Annotated in this window: 14 protein-coding genes; 1 reads left to right on the plus strand and 13 read right to left on the minus strand. The window is 61.3% G+C overall.

Annotated features, from left to right (window positions below):
• Positions 1 to 43 precede the first annotated feature (43 nt).
• The 4 genes from murC to FIU92_RS11285 form a co-directional block, all read right to left on the minus strand.
• Complete coding sequence (gene murC / locus FIU92_RS11270) at positions 44 to 1,453, minus strand: UDP-N-acetylmuramate--L-alanine ligase (protein WP_152458659.1); 1,410 nt, start codon at positions 1,451 to 1,453, stop codon at positions 44 to 46.
• Entirely contained in the window at positions 1,450 to 2,547 is a 1,098-nt protein-coding gene (locus FIU92_RS11275; RefSeq protein WP_152458660.1) for a UDP-N-acetylglucosamine--N-acetylmuramyl-(pentapeptide) pyrophosphoryl-undecaprenol N-acetylglucosamine transferase, read from the minus strand. The genes murC and FIU92_RS11275 overlap by 4 nt, the downstream gene beginning before the upstream one ends.
• On the minus strand, positions 2,547 to 3,710 hold the full coding sequence (gene ftsW, locus FIU92_RS11280) for a putative lipid II flippase FtsW (protein ID WP_152458661.1): 1,164 nt from the start codon (positions 3,708 to 3,710) through the stop codon (positions 2,547 to 2,549). Before ftsW ends, FIU92_RS11275 begins: the two co-directional genes overlap by 1 nt.
• A 227-nt stretch (positions 3,711 to 3,937) precedes the next feature.
• Positions 3,938 to 4,273, minus strand: coding sequence for a cupin domain-containing protein (locus FIU92_RS11285; protein WP_152458662.1), 336 nt, complete (start codon positions 4,271 to 4,273; stop codon positions 3,938 to 3,940).
• A 189-nt stretch (positions 4,274 to 4,462) separates the two neighbouring features.
• Here FIU92_RS11285 and FIU92_RS11290 point away from each other — a divergent pair, with 189 nt between their 5' ends.
• Positions 4,463 to 5,659 (plus strand): NAD(P)/FAD-dependent oxidoreductase, encoded by a 1,197-nt coding sequence (locus tag FIU92_RS11290; protein WP_152458663.1) that lies wholly within the window; start codon positions 4,463 to 4,465, stop codon positions 5,657 to 5,659.
• Here FIU92_RS11290 and FIU92_RS11295 read toward each other — a convergent pair.
• The 9 genes from FIU92_RS11295 to rsmH form a co-directional block, all read right to left on the minus strand.
• Positions 5,641 to 6,015, minus strand: coding sequence for a glycine zipper family protein (locus tag FIU92_RS11295; protein WP_224853408.1), 375 nt, complete (start codon positions 6,013 to 6,015; stop codon positions 5,641 to 5,643). The genes FIU92_RS11290 and FIU92_RS11295 overlap by 19 nt on opposite strands.
• Before the next feature lie 105 nt (positions 6,016 to 6,120).
• A complete protein-coding gene (gene murD / locus FIU92_RS11300) occupies positions 6,121 to 7,521 on the minus strand; it encodes a UDP-N-acetylmuramoyl-L-alanine--D-glutamate ligase (RefSeq protein ID WP_152458665.1) in 1,401 nt (466 codons plus the stop codon).
• Positions 7,521 to 8,132: a hypothetical protein gene (locus FIU92_RS11305; protein WP_152458666.1), complete on the minus strand. Its 612-nt coding sequence runs from the start codon at positions 8,130 to 8,132 to the stop codon at positions 7,521 to 7,523. Before FIU92_RS11305 ends, murD begins: the two co-directional genes overlap by 1 nt.
• 16 nt (positions 8,133 to 8,148) lie before the next feature.
• Positions 8,149 to 9,231, minus strand: a complete 1,083-nt coding sequence (mraY, locus tag FIU92_RS11310; protein ID WP_152458667.1) for a phospho-N-acetylmuramoyl-pentapeptide-transferase — start codon at positions 9,229 to 9,231, stop codon at positions 8,149 to 8,151.
• Between the two features lie 36 nt (positions 9,232 to 9,267).
• Positions 9,268 to 10,662 (minus strand): UDP-N-acetylmuramoyl-tripeptide--D-alanyl-D-alanine ligase, encoded by a 1,395-nt coding sequence (gene murF, locus FIU92_RS11315; protein ID WP_152458668.1) that lies wholly within the window; start codon positions 10,660 to 10,662, stop codon positions 9,268 to 9,270.
• Positions 10,659 to 12,158, minus strand: coding sequence for a UDP-N-acetylmuramoyl-L-alanyl-D-glutamate--2,6-diaminopimelate ligase (locus tag FIU92_RS11320; RefSeq protein ID WP_152458669.1), 1,500 nt, complete (start codon positions 12,156 to 12,158; stop codon positions 10,659 to 10,661). The genes murF and FIU92_RS11320 overlap by 4 nt, the downstream gene beginning before the upstream one ends.
• Positions 12,159 to 12,180: 22 nt before the next feature.
• Complete coding sequence (locus tag FIU92_RS11325; protein WP_152458670.1) at positions 12,181 to 13,968, minus strand: penicillin-binding protein 2; 1,788 nt, start codon at positions 13,966 to 13,968, stop codon at positions 12,181 to 12,183.
• Entirely contained in the window at positions 13,965 to 14,333 is a 369-nt protein-coding gene (locus FIU92_RS11330) for a cell division protein FtsL (RefSeq protein WP_152458671.1), read from the minus strand. The genes FIU92_RS11325 and FIU92_RS11330 overlap by 4 nt, the downstream gene beginning before the upstream one ends.
• Positions 14,330 to 15,325, minus strand: a complete 996-nt coding sequence (rsmH, locus tag FIU92_RS11335; protein WP_152459899.1) for a 16S rRNA (cytosine(1402)-N(4))-methyltransferase RsmH — start codon at positions 15,323 to 15,325, stop codon at positions 14,330 to 14,332. Before rsmH ends, FIU92_RS11330 begins: the two co-directional genes overlap by 4 nt.
• Position 15,326: the final 1 nt, after the last annotated feature.

Below are 15,326 nucleotides of genomic sequence, written 5' to 3' on the forward strand. Positions count from 1 at the left end.
GCATTTGCTGCACCTTCAGGTTGTGCACCAAACAGAAGAGAAGTCAAACAGCTTGTTTTCGTTGCAATCTCTCAGGCAGACCGTTTGCCCAGGCGCTGATCGTACCGGCCCCGAGGCAGACGACGATATCGCCCGGGCGGGCCTGCTCTCGCACAAGCCGCTCAAGATCGTTTTCGTCAAACAGCGCGCGGGCATGGCGGTGGCCGTGACGGATCAGGCCCTGCACCAGATCGTCGCGCGATGCGCCTTCGATCGGGTCCTCTCCGGCGGCGAAGATATCGGCGATGGCCACGACGTCGGCGTCATTGAAGCAGGTGCAGAAATCGTCAAACAGGTTGGACAGGCGCGAGTAGCGGTGCGGCTGGTGCACGGCGATCACGCGGCCTTCGGTCGCCTGTCGCGCGGCCTTCAGGACTGCGGTGATTTCAACGGGGTGGTGGCCATAGTCGTCGATGATGGTGACACCGTCGACTTCTCCGACCTTGGTAAACCTGCGATTGACGCCACCGAAATTGGCCAGCGCCTCACGGATTTCAGCGGCTTTCATGCCCAAATGGCGGGCAACAGCAACGGCGCTGAGCGCATTGGAGACATTGTGGTCGCCCGGCATCGGCAGCGTGCAACCTTCGATCACCGTGTCTTCGTATTGCAGGTGAATGTCGAAATGCGCGACGCCGCCTTTGTAGGTCAGGTTCTCGGCCCGCACGTCAGCCTGCGCGTTGAAGCCATAGGTGCGCACGCGGCGGTCGGTGATACGGCCCACGAGGGCCTGCACTTCGGCATGGTCGGTGCAGCAGACGGCCAGCCCGTAGAAGGGCAGGTTCGAGACGAATTCGTGGAACCCATCCCGCAGGGTGTCGAAATCGCCCCAATGCTCCATATGCTCGGGGTCGATATTGGTGACGATTGCGATGGTCGCGGGCAGGCGGTTGAACGAGCCGTCACTCTCGTCGGCTTCGACCACCATCCATTCGCCCTGCCCCATCCGGGCGTTCGAGCCATAGGCATGGATGATGCCGCCATTGATCACGGTCGGGTCAAAATCCCCCGCCACCATCAGTTCGGCCATCATCGTGGTCGTGGTCGTCTTGCCGTGAGTCCCGGCGATGGCGATGTTGGATTTCAGCCGCATCAGTTCGGCCAGCATGTCAGCCCGGCGCACCACCGGAAGGCCGCGGGCACGGGCGCCGTCAAGCTCGGGGTTGCCCGGTTTGATCGCGGTCGAGACCACCACAACGGCCGCGTTTTCAAGGTTTTCCGCGCGCTGACCGACAAAGATTTCGGCCCCCAGACCTGCCAGCCGGTCGGTGATCTTCGATGCCTTCAGGTCCGAGCCCTGCACCTGATACCCAAGATTGAGCAGCACCTCGGCGATACCTGACATTCCGATCCCGCCGATCCCCACAAAGTGAATCGGCCCTACGTCCTGCGGCAGTTTGGTTGCTGGGTTCATGTGGTCTCCTTCTGCGCCAATTGTTCGACAAGGGCGGTCAGACGCTCGGTGGCGTCAGGTGCCCCGACGGACAAGGCGGCATGGGCCATTTTCTGTGCGGCTTCGGGGTTCGTGAGAACCGTGGTGATTTGCTGTGTCAGCGCGGGAACGTCAAGAGCCTTTTCCGGGATCATGATGGCCCCGCCCGCCTGCACCAAGCCCCGTGCGTTGGCCGTCTGGTGATCTCCGGCGGCGGCGGCAAAGGGGATCAGGATCGACGGGCGCCCGATGACCGAGATATCGGCAACACTGGACGCGCCAGACCGCGAGATCACCAGTTGGGCATCCGACATGCGACGGGGGACATCATCAAAGAAGGGCTGCACATCGGCGCGGATGCCGTGTTCGTTGTAGAAGGCTGTGACGCGCTCGCCGTCCTCGTCCCGGGCCTGATGTGCCACGCGGATGTGAGTGCGGATTTCTTCGGGCAGTGCGGCGATGGCACCGGGCACCACATCGCTGAGGATGCGTGCGCCTTGCGACCCGCCCATGACAAGGACCGACATCGGATAATCACCCGGCGGAATGTAACCGGCCGCAGCGCGGTCCAGAACGGCGGACCGGACCGGGTTGCCGGTGTGGATGCCATGTGCGCCCTCGGGCAGGTCCGTGGGCCACACACCGCAGGCCACCTGCGCGACACGGGTGGCGAACAACTGGTTCACACGCCCCAGCACCCCGTTCTGTTCGTGGATCATGCGGGGGATTTTGAGCATGGTCGCAGCGCTCAGCGCCGGGATCGAGGGATACCCGCCGAAACCGACAACGACGTCGGGCTTGTCCCGCATCATCTGGAACACCATGCCAGCCACGCCACCGGCAATCTTGGGGCCGGCCATGGCCTTGGCCGCCAGACCGCCACGCGCGAAAGTGGCCGATGATGCCTCTACGATCTCGGTCGAATGCGGGAAACCACCGGTATAGCGGGCGCCGCGCGGGTCGGTAGACAGGCGCACACGCCAGCCCTTGTTCAGCATCGCCTCGGCCAGCGCCTGAGCCGGGAACATGTGCCCCCCGGTACCGCCAGCCGCAATCAACAGGTATGGAGTCCCCATTATCCTCGTCCGCGCAGAATTTCGCCAAGCTCGCCCTGTGGGCGGGTTCGGGTGAAGGCCAGCAGCATTCCGATCGCAATACCCCCTGCAATCAGGGATGAGCCGCCATAGCTGACAAAAGGCAGCGTCATGCCCTTCGCGGGCAACAGACGAACGGCAACACCCATGTTGATCATCGCCTGCACGCCGAACATGCAGGCCAGACCGGTGCCCGCCAGACGGATGAACATGTCGCGTTCCCGCATCAGGCGCAGCAACGAGCGTACCACGACCAACGAGTAAAGCGCGATGATGATCAGCACCAGGATCAGGCCGTATTCTTCGGCCGCGACGGCAATGATGAAATCGGTATGCGCGTCCGGCAGCGACCACTTGACCTGCCCCTCACCCACACCGACGCCGAACAGCCCCCCTTCGCGGATGGCGTTGGTGGCATAGCCCAACTGGGTGGTCGGATCGACCTCTTGATTCAGAAAGCCATCGATACGGCGGGCAAAATGTTCAGAATTGGAATAGGCGAACATACCGCCCAGAACAACAAACCCGGCCATTCCAACCAGCAGCAGCATCGGCGCCCCGGCGACAAAATACATCACCCCCCAGCCGAACAGGATCAGGCAGGCCTGACCGAAATCAGGTTGCATCACCAGCATGCCGACAATCGCCATGCACAGGGCAAATGACCAGATCCGCCCCGGCGGGCCGTTGATCTCTTGTGAAGCAGCCAGCAGCCATGCAGCAACGACGATGAAGCCGGGCTTCAGAAACTCGGACGGCTGAAGCGAGGCGAACCCCAGCGAATACCAGCGCACCGCGCCCTTGCCAAAGTCGGTCCCGAACACGGGCAGGAAAACCAGTGCCACGAAGGCCCCCAGGAAACCCAGCACCGCCAAACGACGCACCAGCGTCGGCGACATCATCGAGGTCAGAAGCATCGCAATCAGCGCCAATCCGCCGAAGATGGCCTGACGTTCGACATAGTGGAACGGATCGAACCCGTTTCGCCCGGCCAGCGGCGGCGAAGACGCCAGCCCCAGCAACAGACCGATGGCAAACAGGATCAGAACGCAGGACATCGTCCAGCGATCGATTGTGCGCCACCATTTCGGTAGAATCGGTTCTCCGCGCTGGTCCTGGACCGCGCCATACACCATCTCAGTCATGAGATACCGCCACTCTCTGCCTCGTCAACGCCCCGTTTTCGGGGTCTGGTTGAGACTCTACAGGGATTTTTGTGTTTGGGCTAGTAGGATGAAGCCACAAGGCATAAATCGACCTTCCAGGCCCAAAGCACCCCCGGCTGCACGTGGCGGCCCGTGGATGTTGCAGCTTTGGGCACTCCGCTTAGCGGAGCGGCGCGCGTTGATCCCAAAAGGCGGGTTGCTATGCATTATTCCTTGATCGGATATCGGTCGGGTTCCTCAAACACGTCAATGACGCGAGACCCCGCCTTGATGGTCCCTCCGTGCGCGACTCCGCTTGGGATCGAGTAGCTGTCGCCGGGGCGGTAGATGCGGGTCTGGCCACCGATCGTGAGTTCAATTTCACCCTCAACCACCGTCCCCCATTGGGCACCATGCGAATGCAGGGGAAGCTCCATGTCCTTGAGGAAAGTGAAGAAAGCGACCAGCCCTGCATCTGATCGAATGACGGCCGTCTGCACCACGTCTTCAGGAAAAGGCACATCCAGTTTTGGAAATGACGAAATAAATTCGGGGAATTGCATTCCGAGTTCCTTTTGCCAGTTTGTCTTGTCAAAACCTCTTTGCGGTATGGCCGCAGCATGTCAGTGCGCTAAAATTCTGGCAATCGCCCTGTCAGCCGACCTCGAATTTGCGAGAACACGGCGAGCGCGCGCCGCGCGACTTCGGCATGGGCTCTTGCCATCTTGTTTAATCCACGCCATCCCCCGCGCATGACCTACGACACGATCATCCTTGGGGCCGGGGCTGCCGGCATGATGTGTGCGGCCCATTGCGGGGGGCGCGTGCTGGTGATTGATCACGCCAAGGCACCCGGCGAGAAAATCCGCATCTCGGGCGGGGGGCGCTGCAATTTCACCAACATCCATGCCGGGCCGGGCAACTTCCTGTCGCGGAACCCGCATTTCTGCAAATCCGCCCTTGCACGGTACACGCAATGGGATTTCATCGATCTGGTCGGACGTCACAACATCGCCTGGCATGAAAAAACCCTGGGCCAGTTGTTCTGCGATGGCTCTTCGAAACAGATCATCCGGATGTTGCTGGATGAAATGAGCGGTGCAGGAGCAGAGCTGTGGATACAAACCTCGTTGCGCGATCTGCGCAAGACCGAAAGCGGCTTTGCACTGGAGGTGGAGCGTGACGGGCAAAGGCAGCATCTGACCTGCACCAATCTGGTGCTGGCAACGGGCGGGAAATCGATTCCCAAGATGGGCGCAACCGGGCTGGCCTATGACATCGCGCGCCAGTTCGGATTGCGGATGACCGAGACGCGGGCGGCGCTGGTGCCTTTCACCTTCTCGGACGGGCGGTTCAAGGACCTGTCCGGCGTTTCACTGCCCGCGCGACTTTCGAATGATCGCGCCAGCTTCGACGAGGCGCTGCTGTTCACCCATCGCGGTCTCAGCGGGCCGTCGGTGTTGCAGCTGTCGTCATACTGGCGCGAAGGTGAGGCAATCCGGGTGAACCTGATCCCCGACCTTCCCCTGCTGGATCTGTTGCGCGCACAGCGGCAAAGCGCGGGTCGCAAGGCGCTGACCACTGAACTGGCGCGGCATCTGCCGGCCCGGCTGGTCGATTATCTGTGCCGGGTCATTCCGATGTCCGGGAAGCTGGCGGATCAGTCGGACGCGAAACTGACCGGGCTGACCTCGGCCCTGTCTGCGTGGCAACTGGTGCCGTCGGGGACCGAGGGGTATCGTACCGCCGAAGTCACCTTGGGCGGGATCGACACGGATGACTTGTCCTCGAAAACGTTGGAGGCCAAGGATGTCCCCGGCCTCTATGCAATCGGCGAAGCGGTGGATGTCACCGGCTGGTTGGGCGGCTACAACTTCCAGTGGGCATGGTCGTCAGGCCATGCCGCAGGTGTTGCAATTGCCGCCGGGCGTCAACCTACGACGTTGTAGCCGCGTCCGCGCATGCAGTTGCGCACGATCACCTCTTTGTTCTGGTTTTTGTTGATGACGTCTGCGCCAGCGCCTACCAGGGCACCTGCCACAGCCGCACGACCAAGATTGTCGCTGCTGTCCTGAACGATCCCGGTAACGGCCGCGGCACCCACTGCGCCAATTGCTGCGTTCCCCGCGGTAGAGCCATCAACGCTGCTCTGCGACGCCGCCAGTTGTTGGCATTGCTGCAGGTCCACGTTGTAATTCGGACCGACCGGGCCGTCCACGATGGGCTGATAGTTGGCACCCGTGTTCGTACAGGCCCCCGCAACAAGAATGGCGGGCAGGATCAGAGAAAGTCTACGAAATGGCATAGTCATAACCTCGTGTTGAATCTGGAGGCAGGCAAAACCAATAGTGATGCCGCGTCAAGCTGATAGCATCCAAGCTTGGCCCAGCCGGCGGTCTATTGCAAATGGCTATTCTGTCAGCCTGCACTTGACCTGCGCTGCAAAATCCTCGCCGCGCTGTTCAAAGTTGTCGTATTGGTCGAAACTGGCCGCAGCCGGGGCCAACAGCACAGTATCACCGGCCTCGGCATCCGCCATGGCTTGTGCCACGGCGGCCTCCATCGTGGTGCAGACCTGCGCGTCTGCTTCAAGCTGCATCGCAAAACCGGCCGCTTCGCGTCCGATCACATAGGCCTTGATGACCTTACCCGTCGCCGTGTTCAGGGCTGATATGCCGCCCTCTTTCTCAAGACCGCCGCAAATCCATCGGATCTTTTTGAACGCCATAAGCGCTTTCAGGGCGCTGTCGACATTGGTCGCCTTGGAGTCGTTGACATAGGTAACCCCATCGGCCTCGGCGATGATCTGGCTGCGATGCGGCAGGCCCGGATAGGAATGCAGCGCATCTTCGATCACGCGCGGGGCAAGGCCCAGCGACCGGCAGGCGGCGTAGGCCGCGCAGGCATTCTGGTGGTTGTGTGCACCGGGCAGGCCTTTGATCGCGCGCAGGTCGATAGACCCCGCCTGCCGCCCTTTGCGGTATTCCGACAGGAACCCTTTGCGCGCGAAAACCTGCCAGCCCGGCCCGGTCAGCTTCCGCGCCACCGAGATACGGATCACCCGGTCATCCGATGGCCCTTCGGCCAGTTGCCCGGCCAAAAACGCACCTTCGGTTTCGTCGACGCCAATGATCGCGCGGTCGGGGCCGCCTTCGGAAAAGAGGCGCCGTTTGGCCGCGAAATATCCACCCATGCCGCCGTGGCGGTCCAGATGATCGGGCGACAGGTTGGTGAACACCGCCACATCGGGGGTCAGAGCGCGGGCCAGTTCCGTCTGGTAACTGCTGAGCTCCAACACCACGACCGAGCCATCTCCGCCCGGATCGATATCCAGAACCCCGCGCCCGATATTGCCCGCCAACTGCGCCTCGCGCCCGGCCTCGGTCAGAATGTGGTGGATCAACGCCGCCGTGGTCGATTTGCCGTTCGAGCCCGTCACCGCGATCACGCGCGGAGGCGTGTCGTAGTTGTTCCATTCCGGTCCGGCAAAGGAGCGGAAGAACAGGCCGATGTCATTGTCCACCGGCACGCCTGCATCCAAGGCTGCCGCCACCACGGGGTTCGGTTCAGGATAGAGATGCGGAATGCCCGGTGAGACGATCAGCGAGGCGATGTCGTCAAATGCCCCATGCTTGCGCAGGTCTGCGCAGGTGAAACCCTCGCCTTCGGCGGTTTCACGGGCGGCCGGGTTGTCATCCCAGCACACCGGTTCCGCCCCGCCCGTACGCAGCGCACGTGCAGTAGCCAGACCGGACCGGCCCAGCCCCAGAACGGCCACTTTCTGCCCTGCAAAGCCTTTGACCGGGATCATTAGGGGGTCACCTTTTTTAGATTACCGAAGATCGTGAAATCACCAACAGCTACGACCCCGCCAATAATAAACAGCAACGAAATGAAAAACGATAATATTTGTACGCTTACTGCCTCGCGGTCGTAGCGACCACTCAATTGAGTAAGCCTGTAGCCAACTACTAATGCTGCGGAGTTTGCAACGTGAAGGAACGCGACCAATACTACAAACGCGGTGATCAAATACACACGGAAATCAAAGCCGACAAAGGCCAATAAAACCAGTATGAAAAAAATCGCAATCGCGAGCCACAAAGCTTGATCAGAAGAACGATGAGAAGACTTACTTTTGGGCCACCTTTTTATTACGCTTTGGCTAAGCATTAATATGGGGATTGGCACAATGACTGCCAAAACTGACAAAATCAACGCTACCAGGATCACACCCCAGTACGAACTGCACAGATCAAAAAAACCAAGAATGTTGTTTAAAAACAAACTGGTAACACCTTTCCAAAGAGGAACGCTTTCCAAAAATTTTAAAAAAATTACAGCCAACCCTGCCGACTGCAACCCTGCCGCGATGGCGTAAAGTCGTTCACGCCAACACAATTCCATTTGATCGCAAGTCATTCCGCGTTGCCTTAAACTACCGCACCTTCAGCGTCGCCAGACCGATCATCGCCAGGATCAGCGAGATGATCCAGAAGCGGATCACGATGGTCGGCTCGGCCCAGCCTTTTTTCTCATAGTGGTGATGAATCGGGGCCATCAGGAAGACCCGTTTGCCGGTGCGCTTGAAGTAGAGGACCTGAATGATCACGCTCAGCGCCTCGACCACGAACAGGCCGCCGACCACGGCCAGAACCAGCTCGTGCTTGGTGGCCACGGCGATGGCACCCAGCGCGCCGCCCAGGGCCAGCGATCCGGTGTCACCCATGAACACTGCCGCCGGAGGGGCGTTGTACCAGAGAAACCCGAGGCCGGCTCCGAACAACGCGGAGGTGAATATGAAGATCTCACCGGTGCCCGGGACGTAATGCACATCGAGATATTCGGTAAAGTCGACCCGACCGACCGCATAGGCGATAACGCCCAGGGTCGAGGCTGCGATCATCGCTGGCATAATAGCCAGCCCGTCCAGACCGTCGGTCAGGTTCACCGCATTGGCGGCCCCCACGATCACGACAATCGCAAAGGGGATATAGAAGATGCCCAGATTGACCAGCGTGTCCTTGAAGACTGGTACAGCGAGCTGGTTCTGCAAGGCTTCGGGATGGTGCAACGTCGCCCAAAGCGATGCCAGCACGGCGATGATCACGCCCAACGCCAGGCGCATCCGGCCCGAGACCCCTTGCGTATTCTGTTTTGAAACCTTGGCATAGTCGTCCGCAAATCCGATGGCCGCATAAGACAAGGTCACAAAAAGAACCATCCAGACATACGGGTTGTCCAGCCGCGCCCAGACAAGGGTTGACGTGACCAAAGCTCCGACAATCAGCAATCCACCCATCGTCGGCGTGCCTGCCTTGGAAAAATGCCCTTCGGGGCCGTCGTCACGGATCGGCTGGCCTTTGCCCTGTTTCTTGCGCAGCACGTTGATCAGGGGTTTTCCGAAGATGAACCCAAAAATCAGCGCGGTCATGAAGGCACCGCCTGCGCGGAAGGTGATATACCGGAAGAGGTTCCAGAAATCCCCTCCGTCCGACAGAGCGGTCAACCAGTACAGCATGACAATACCTTTCTCACACGAGGCGCGCGGGCAAGTTCACCCATCAAGCGCGCCCCCTTGCCCCATTTTGCGCAGACCGTCAACAATCGCGGCCAACGCCATGCTGAGTGAGCCCTTGGCGAGCACCGTGTCTCCATCCCGGATCAAAGCAGGCAGATGTTCTGCCATTTCCGCACTGGTTGCGAACCAGAGCCCACGTTTCTTCTCGGGCAGCGCGCGGTGCATCGCCTGCATCAACGGCCCGATGCAATGAACCTGATCCACCCGCGCCATCGCCTCGATATCCGCCATGGCGGCATGCATGGCCTCTTCCTGGGCGCCCAGTTCCTTCATGTCACCCAGAAACGCAATGCGGCGGGTGCCTTTGGAGGCGGCCAAGACATCCAGCGCAGCCTCCATCGAGGTCGGGTTGGCGTTGTAGCTGTCATCCAAAAGCTCGATCTGCCCACCCCCTGACAATGGCAAGCTTTCGCGTACCCCACGCCCCTTGACGGGTGACCACGCTGGCAGGCCCGCGATGGCCTGATCCAGATCGACCCCCAATTCGACGCAGGCCGCCAAAGCGCCAAGCGCGTTCATCGCGAAATGCGTGCCGGCGGAGTTCACCTCTAATTGAATCACCTGATCACCGACCAGTGCCCTGGCCTTCACTGCGTTGGACTCGGGTTGAACATCGGTCAGCCGGTAATCCGCCGCGCTGCGCCCAAAATCAACAATCCCCGCCCCATGCGCCTGCGCTGTCTGGCGCAGGATGTCCGCGTGGTCGATATCTGCATTGACGATCGCAGCCCCGCCAGGTTCAAGCCCTTCAAAGATCGCCGCTTTTTCCCGGGCAATACCAGCCACCGACTCGAAAGCCTCCAGATGCACTGCCGCCACGGTCGTCACCAGCGCCACATGCGGGCGGGCCTGTTCGGCGAGCGGGGCAATTTCGCCGGGGTGATTCATGCCGATCTCGATCACCGCAAATTCCGTATCGCGAGGCATCCGCGCGAGGGTCAGGGGCACGCCCCAATGGTTGTTGTAACTGGCGACGCTGGCGTGGGTTTTCCCTTGGGTTTCCAGAATTGTCGCCAGCATTTCCTTGGTCGATGTTTTACCCACACTGCCTGTCACGCCGACCACGCGCGCATCCGTTCGGGCCCGTGCTGCTTTCCCCAGGGCCTCTAGCCCCGCCTGCACGTCTTTGACGATCAGCAGAGGAGCCCCGTCCGGTACATCGTCCGGAACACGGGAAACCAGTGCGGCGCCTGCTCCTTTTTCCAGCGCCTGTGCGACGAAATCATGCCCGTCCCGCGCTGCTTTCAGCGCCACGAACAGATCGCCGGGTCGAAGGGTGCGGGTGTCGATGGATACGCCATTTGCGGTCCAGTCGGTCGTCGCCTGACCGCCCGTCGCCGCGGCCGCTTCGGATGCAGTCCAGAGCGTCATGCGACCCTCCCGTCCAGCGCTGCAACGGAAATGCTGGCCTGTTCCACATCGTCGAAGGGCAGAACCTGATCCCCCACGATCTGACCGGTTTCATGCCCCTTTCCGGCGATCAGCAGCGCATCACCGGGTTGCAGCGCATCGATGCCGCGCAGGATGGCCTCGGCGCGGTCGCCGACTTCGGTCACGCTGGCGTCGCCTGCTGCCTCTGACGCGCCTGCCATCACGGCCGCGCGGATGACTGCGGGATCTTCGCTGCGCGGGTTGTCATCGGTGACAAAGACCACGTCTGCATGGTGGGCTGCCGCCCTACCCATCAAGGGGCGTTTGCTGGCGTCGCGATCCCCGCCCGCACCGATAACGGCAATCAGACGGCCCATCACATGCGGGCGCAGCGCCTTGAGAGCCGTGGCGACAGCATCAGGCGTGTGGGCATAATCCACAAACACCGCCGCTCCATTGTCACGCGTGGCTGCCAGTTGCATCCGCCCGCGAACCGTCGTCAGATGGGGCAGAGTTTCGAACACGCTTTCAGGGCTGTCCCCGGCAGCAATCACCAGCCCACAGGCCAGCAGGATGTTTTCGGCCTGGAACCCGCCGATCAGGTTCAGGCGGGTCTGGAACGTTCGGCCCTGCCACGCAAAGCGCAGGTCCTGCCCCGTGGCGTCGAACCGCTGGTTGATCAGACACAGGTCGGCATCGCCCAGCCCCACCGTCAGCACCGACTGGCCGCGCATCTCGGCGATCCGCCGGACCTGGGCCCCTTTCGGGTCGCTCAGGTTGACGACGGCCGTTCCATCCTGCGGCAAAACCCGGTCGAACAGACCGGCCTTTGCGTTGAAATAGGCCTCGAAGGTTTCGTGGTAATCCAGGTGGTCCTGCGTGAAGTTCGAGAAACCGGCGGCGGTCAGGTGAACGCCATCAAGGCGGCGCTGCTCAAGGCCGTGGGACGAAGCCTCCATTGCGGCATGGGTCACACCGTTCTCGGCCGCCTCGGCCAGACAGCGGTGCAAGGTGATCGGCTCGGGCGTGGTGTGGGCCAGCGGCGCTGTCCACGCACCTTCAACCCCGGTGGTGCCGAGGTTTACGGCGGCGTGGCCAAGCGCGGACCAGATCTGCCGGACGAAGGTGGAAACAGATGTTTTGCCGTTCGTTCCCGTTACGGCCACGATGGTTTGCGGCTGCGCGCCGAACCACAGCGCCGCGGCACCGGCCAGCGCCTGACGCGGGTCTTCCGCCACGGCCAGCGCTGCGTCCGAGGCTGCCAGTTCGGCCTCGGCGATCTCTGCCCCTTCGGTATCGGTCAGGATCGCAGCGGCCCCCATGCGCAGGGCAAACTGGATGAACTCTGCGCCATGAACGCGGGACCCGGGCAGCGCGGCAAAGAGGAAGCCCTCTTTCACCTCGCGGCTGTCAACGGCCAGACCAGTGATATCCGGGTTTGCGCCCTCTCTTGCGGTCAGGGCCAGCTGGCTGAGTTTCTTCGTCCTTGTGCCCATGACCCACCTCTTGCCGGACAGCCTAGTTTGAGGTCAGCGTTATAGCAGCGCCCGCCTCAGGCTCAAGCCGGGGACGCAACCCCAACAACGGTGCGACGCGTCCGATCAGTTCGGCGGCAACAGGCACGGCGGTCCAACCAGCCGTGCGGCGTTTTTCACCGTAGGCAACGATCGAAGGCTCGTCCAACGTTACGATCAGAACGTATTGCGGATCGTAGGCCGGGAAGATCGTCGCGAAGGTGGCAATGACCTTGTCATCATAGTATCCGCCGCGCGGTTTGGGCTTGTCGGCCGTACCGGTCTTGCCCGCCACGTCATAGCCCTTGACCTCGGCGAAACTGGCGGTGCCGTCCGTTACCACTTTGCGCAGCATCTTTTGCGCCTGCCGTGCAGTGTTCTGCGACATGACACGAGGCCCGTATTGCGGGCCGTTCTGGCGCAGAATGGTCGGGCTGACGTAATGTCCGCCATTGGCAATCGCCGCGTATCCCGCGGCCAGATGCATCGGGCTGGTCGACAGGCCATGGCCATAGGAAATTGTCACGGTACTGAGCTCGCCCCATTTCTTCGGTTTCAGCGGCACACCGCCCTTGGCCTCGACGATCTCGAAAGGGGTCGGATCGAACATGCCAAGCGCGTCCAGAAACTCCTGCTGCCGTTTGGCGCCGATTTGCAAGGCCAGACGCCCCGTGCCTCGGTTCGAGCTGTGGACGATCACATCCGCTACGCTGATCTTGCCGTAATTCTTGCCGTTGAATTCGCCGATGGGAAAGCGGCCGATCTTCATCGGCCCGGACGTATCGATGATGGTGTTCGAATTCACCAATCCAAGTTCAACGGCCTGGGCCGCGGTGAAAATCTTGAAAACAGATCCCAGTTCATACACGCCTTGCACATAACGGTTGAACAGCGGGCTGTCCGAGGGGTCAAAGCCCGAGGTCGGTGGGCGCGGACGGTCATTCGGATCAAAAGAAGGCAGCGAAGCAGCGGAAATAACCTCGCCCGTATGCGCGTTCATCAGAACGGCCGAAGCCCCCTTGGCGTTCATGATCTTCATACCGCCGTACAGAACCTGTTCAACTGCGGCTTGAATCGTCAGGTCCAGCGACAGTTGCAGCGGCTTGTTACCGTTGGCCGGATCGCGCAGATAATCGTCGAACTGCTTTTCCACACCAGCCACGCCGATCACTTCGGCGGCGCTGACGCCTTCACGACCAAAACCGGACCCGCCCAGGATATGAGCGGCCAGCCGCCCGTTGGGGTAAAGCCGCATTTCACGCGGACCGAACAGGATGCCGGGATCACCGATGTCGTGCACGGCCTGCTTCTGCTCGGGCGAAATGCGTTTCTTGATCCACAAAAATTTGCGGTTGCCGGTGAAGTCCTTGATCAGCCGCTCTTTTTCCAGATCAGGAAAAATCGCAACCAACTGCTCTGCAGCGGCAACGGGATCGATCATCAAAGGGGGCTGCGCGTAAACGGAATAGGTGTCCAGATTGGTGGCCAGTATGCGCCCTTCGCGATCGACGATGTTGGCGCGCTGCATGGCAATCGCTGCTCCCGGCGCGCTGGCCAGAGGCTCTTGTGCTTCCGAGGTCGCCAACATGCCCATGCGGAAGCCGACAACGGAAAAAGCGCAGAAGAAGAACAGGCCCAGTACCAGCAGACGCCCTTCGGCACGGGCGCGGGCGCGATCTTTCATGTCTTCGTGACGCTTGCGGATGTTCTCGCGCTCGATTGCCTTGGGGTTTTCGCCCCGCGCGCGGGCATCCAGGATTCGGGCCAGGGGGCGCAGAGGGGTGCGTGTCATGGAATTTGCACCTCGCCCAAAGCCTGAATGTCAGTGATGGCCTGCAATTCAATCGGATCAACGACGGGCAGGTCCGGGTCTTCGGCATAGGCGATCTGATCCGCGCGTCCGAACTGCTCGGCCCGCAACGGCAGCAGGCCAAGGCGTTCAAAGTTCAGGTCGGCCAGTTCGCGCAGCCTGTCCGGGCGGTTCAGATAGGCCCATTCCGCGTTCAGAACGGCCAAGCGCACCTGTGCCATTCCGATCTCGCGCTGCAAAGACTGGGTTTCCTTTACCACTTGCTGGGTCCGGTAGTTTTCCTGATAGGCCCACAACGCCAACCCGAACACGGACAGAGCAGTCAACACATACAAAACACTCTTCATCTTGCCCTTCCCCCCAGTTGCGGCATACCGATGGCCCGCGCTTCAATTTCACCCGCCGGAGCATCGGTTCGGATCGCCACGCGCAGTTTGGCCGAGCGCGCGCGCGGGTTTTCCTGCAATTCCTGTTCGTCAGGCCCCACCGCCTTGCGGGTCTTCAGTGTGAATTGCGGCTGTTCCTGTTCAATCTCGGGCGCATAGCGGTTCGCGCGCCCCGTCTTGCCCGCGCGGGACTGGAAAAACCGTTTCACCATTCGGTCTTCAATGGAGTGGAAAGTGACAACGGCCAGTTGCCCGCCGGGCTTCAAAGCACGTTCAGCGGCCATCAGCCCCTGAAACAGTTCTTCATATTCTGCATTCACGGCGATCCGCAGCCCCTGAAAGCTGCGCGTGGCCGGGTGGGATTGACCCGGTTTAGGACGCGGCAGGCAGGATTCGATGATCTCGGCCAGACGCAGGGTCGTGGTGATCGGCTCTTCCGCGCGCGCTTTGACGATCGCTCTGGCAATCCGGCGGCTGGCGCGCTCTTCACCATAGTGGAACAGAATGTCGGCCAGTTGCGCCTCGGTCGCGGTATTGACCAGATCGGCGGCGCTTTCGCCATCCTGGCTCATGCGCATGTCCAAAGGACCATTCTTCATGAAGGAAAACCCGCGGTCGGCCTGGTCCAGTTGCATCGAGGAAACGCCAAGGTCCAGAACAACGCCGTCCAGGTTCTGCGCATATTCATCCATACGAGAGAACACGCCGGGCTGCATCACCAGCCGATCACCATAGGCGCCCGCCCAGTCTGACGCCATCTCAAAAGCCAGCGGGTCGCGATCCACGCCAATCACCTTGTCGGCCCCGGCCTCCAGCATTCCGCGGGTGTACCCGCCTGCGCCGAAGGTTCCGTCCAGCCAGACGCCCGTGACCGGCGCCACCGCCGCCAGGAGCGGGCGCAGCAAGACAGGGATGTGAGGAGCGTCCGGTTGTGGGTGATCCGCGGCCGCCATG

Source organism: Ruegeria sp. THAF33, assembly GCF_009363615.1.
GTDB lineage: Bacteria > Pseudomonadota > Alphaproteobacteria > Rhodobacterales > Rhodobacteraceae > Ruegeria.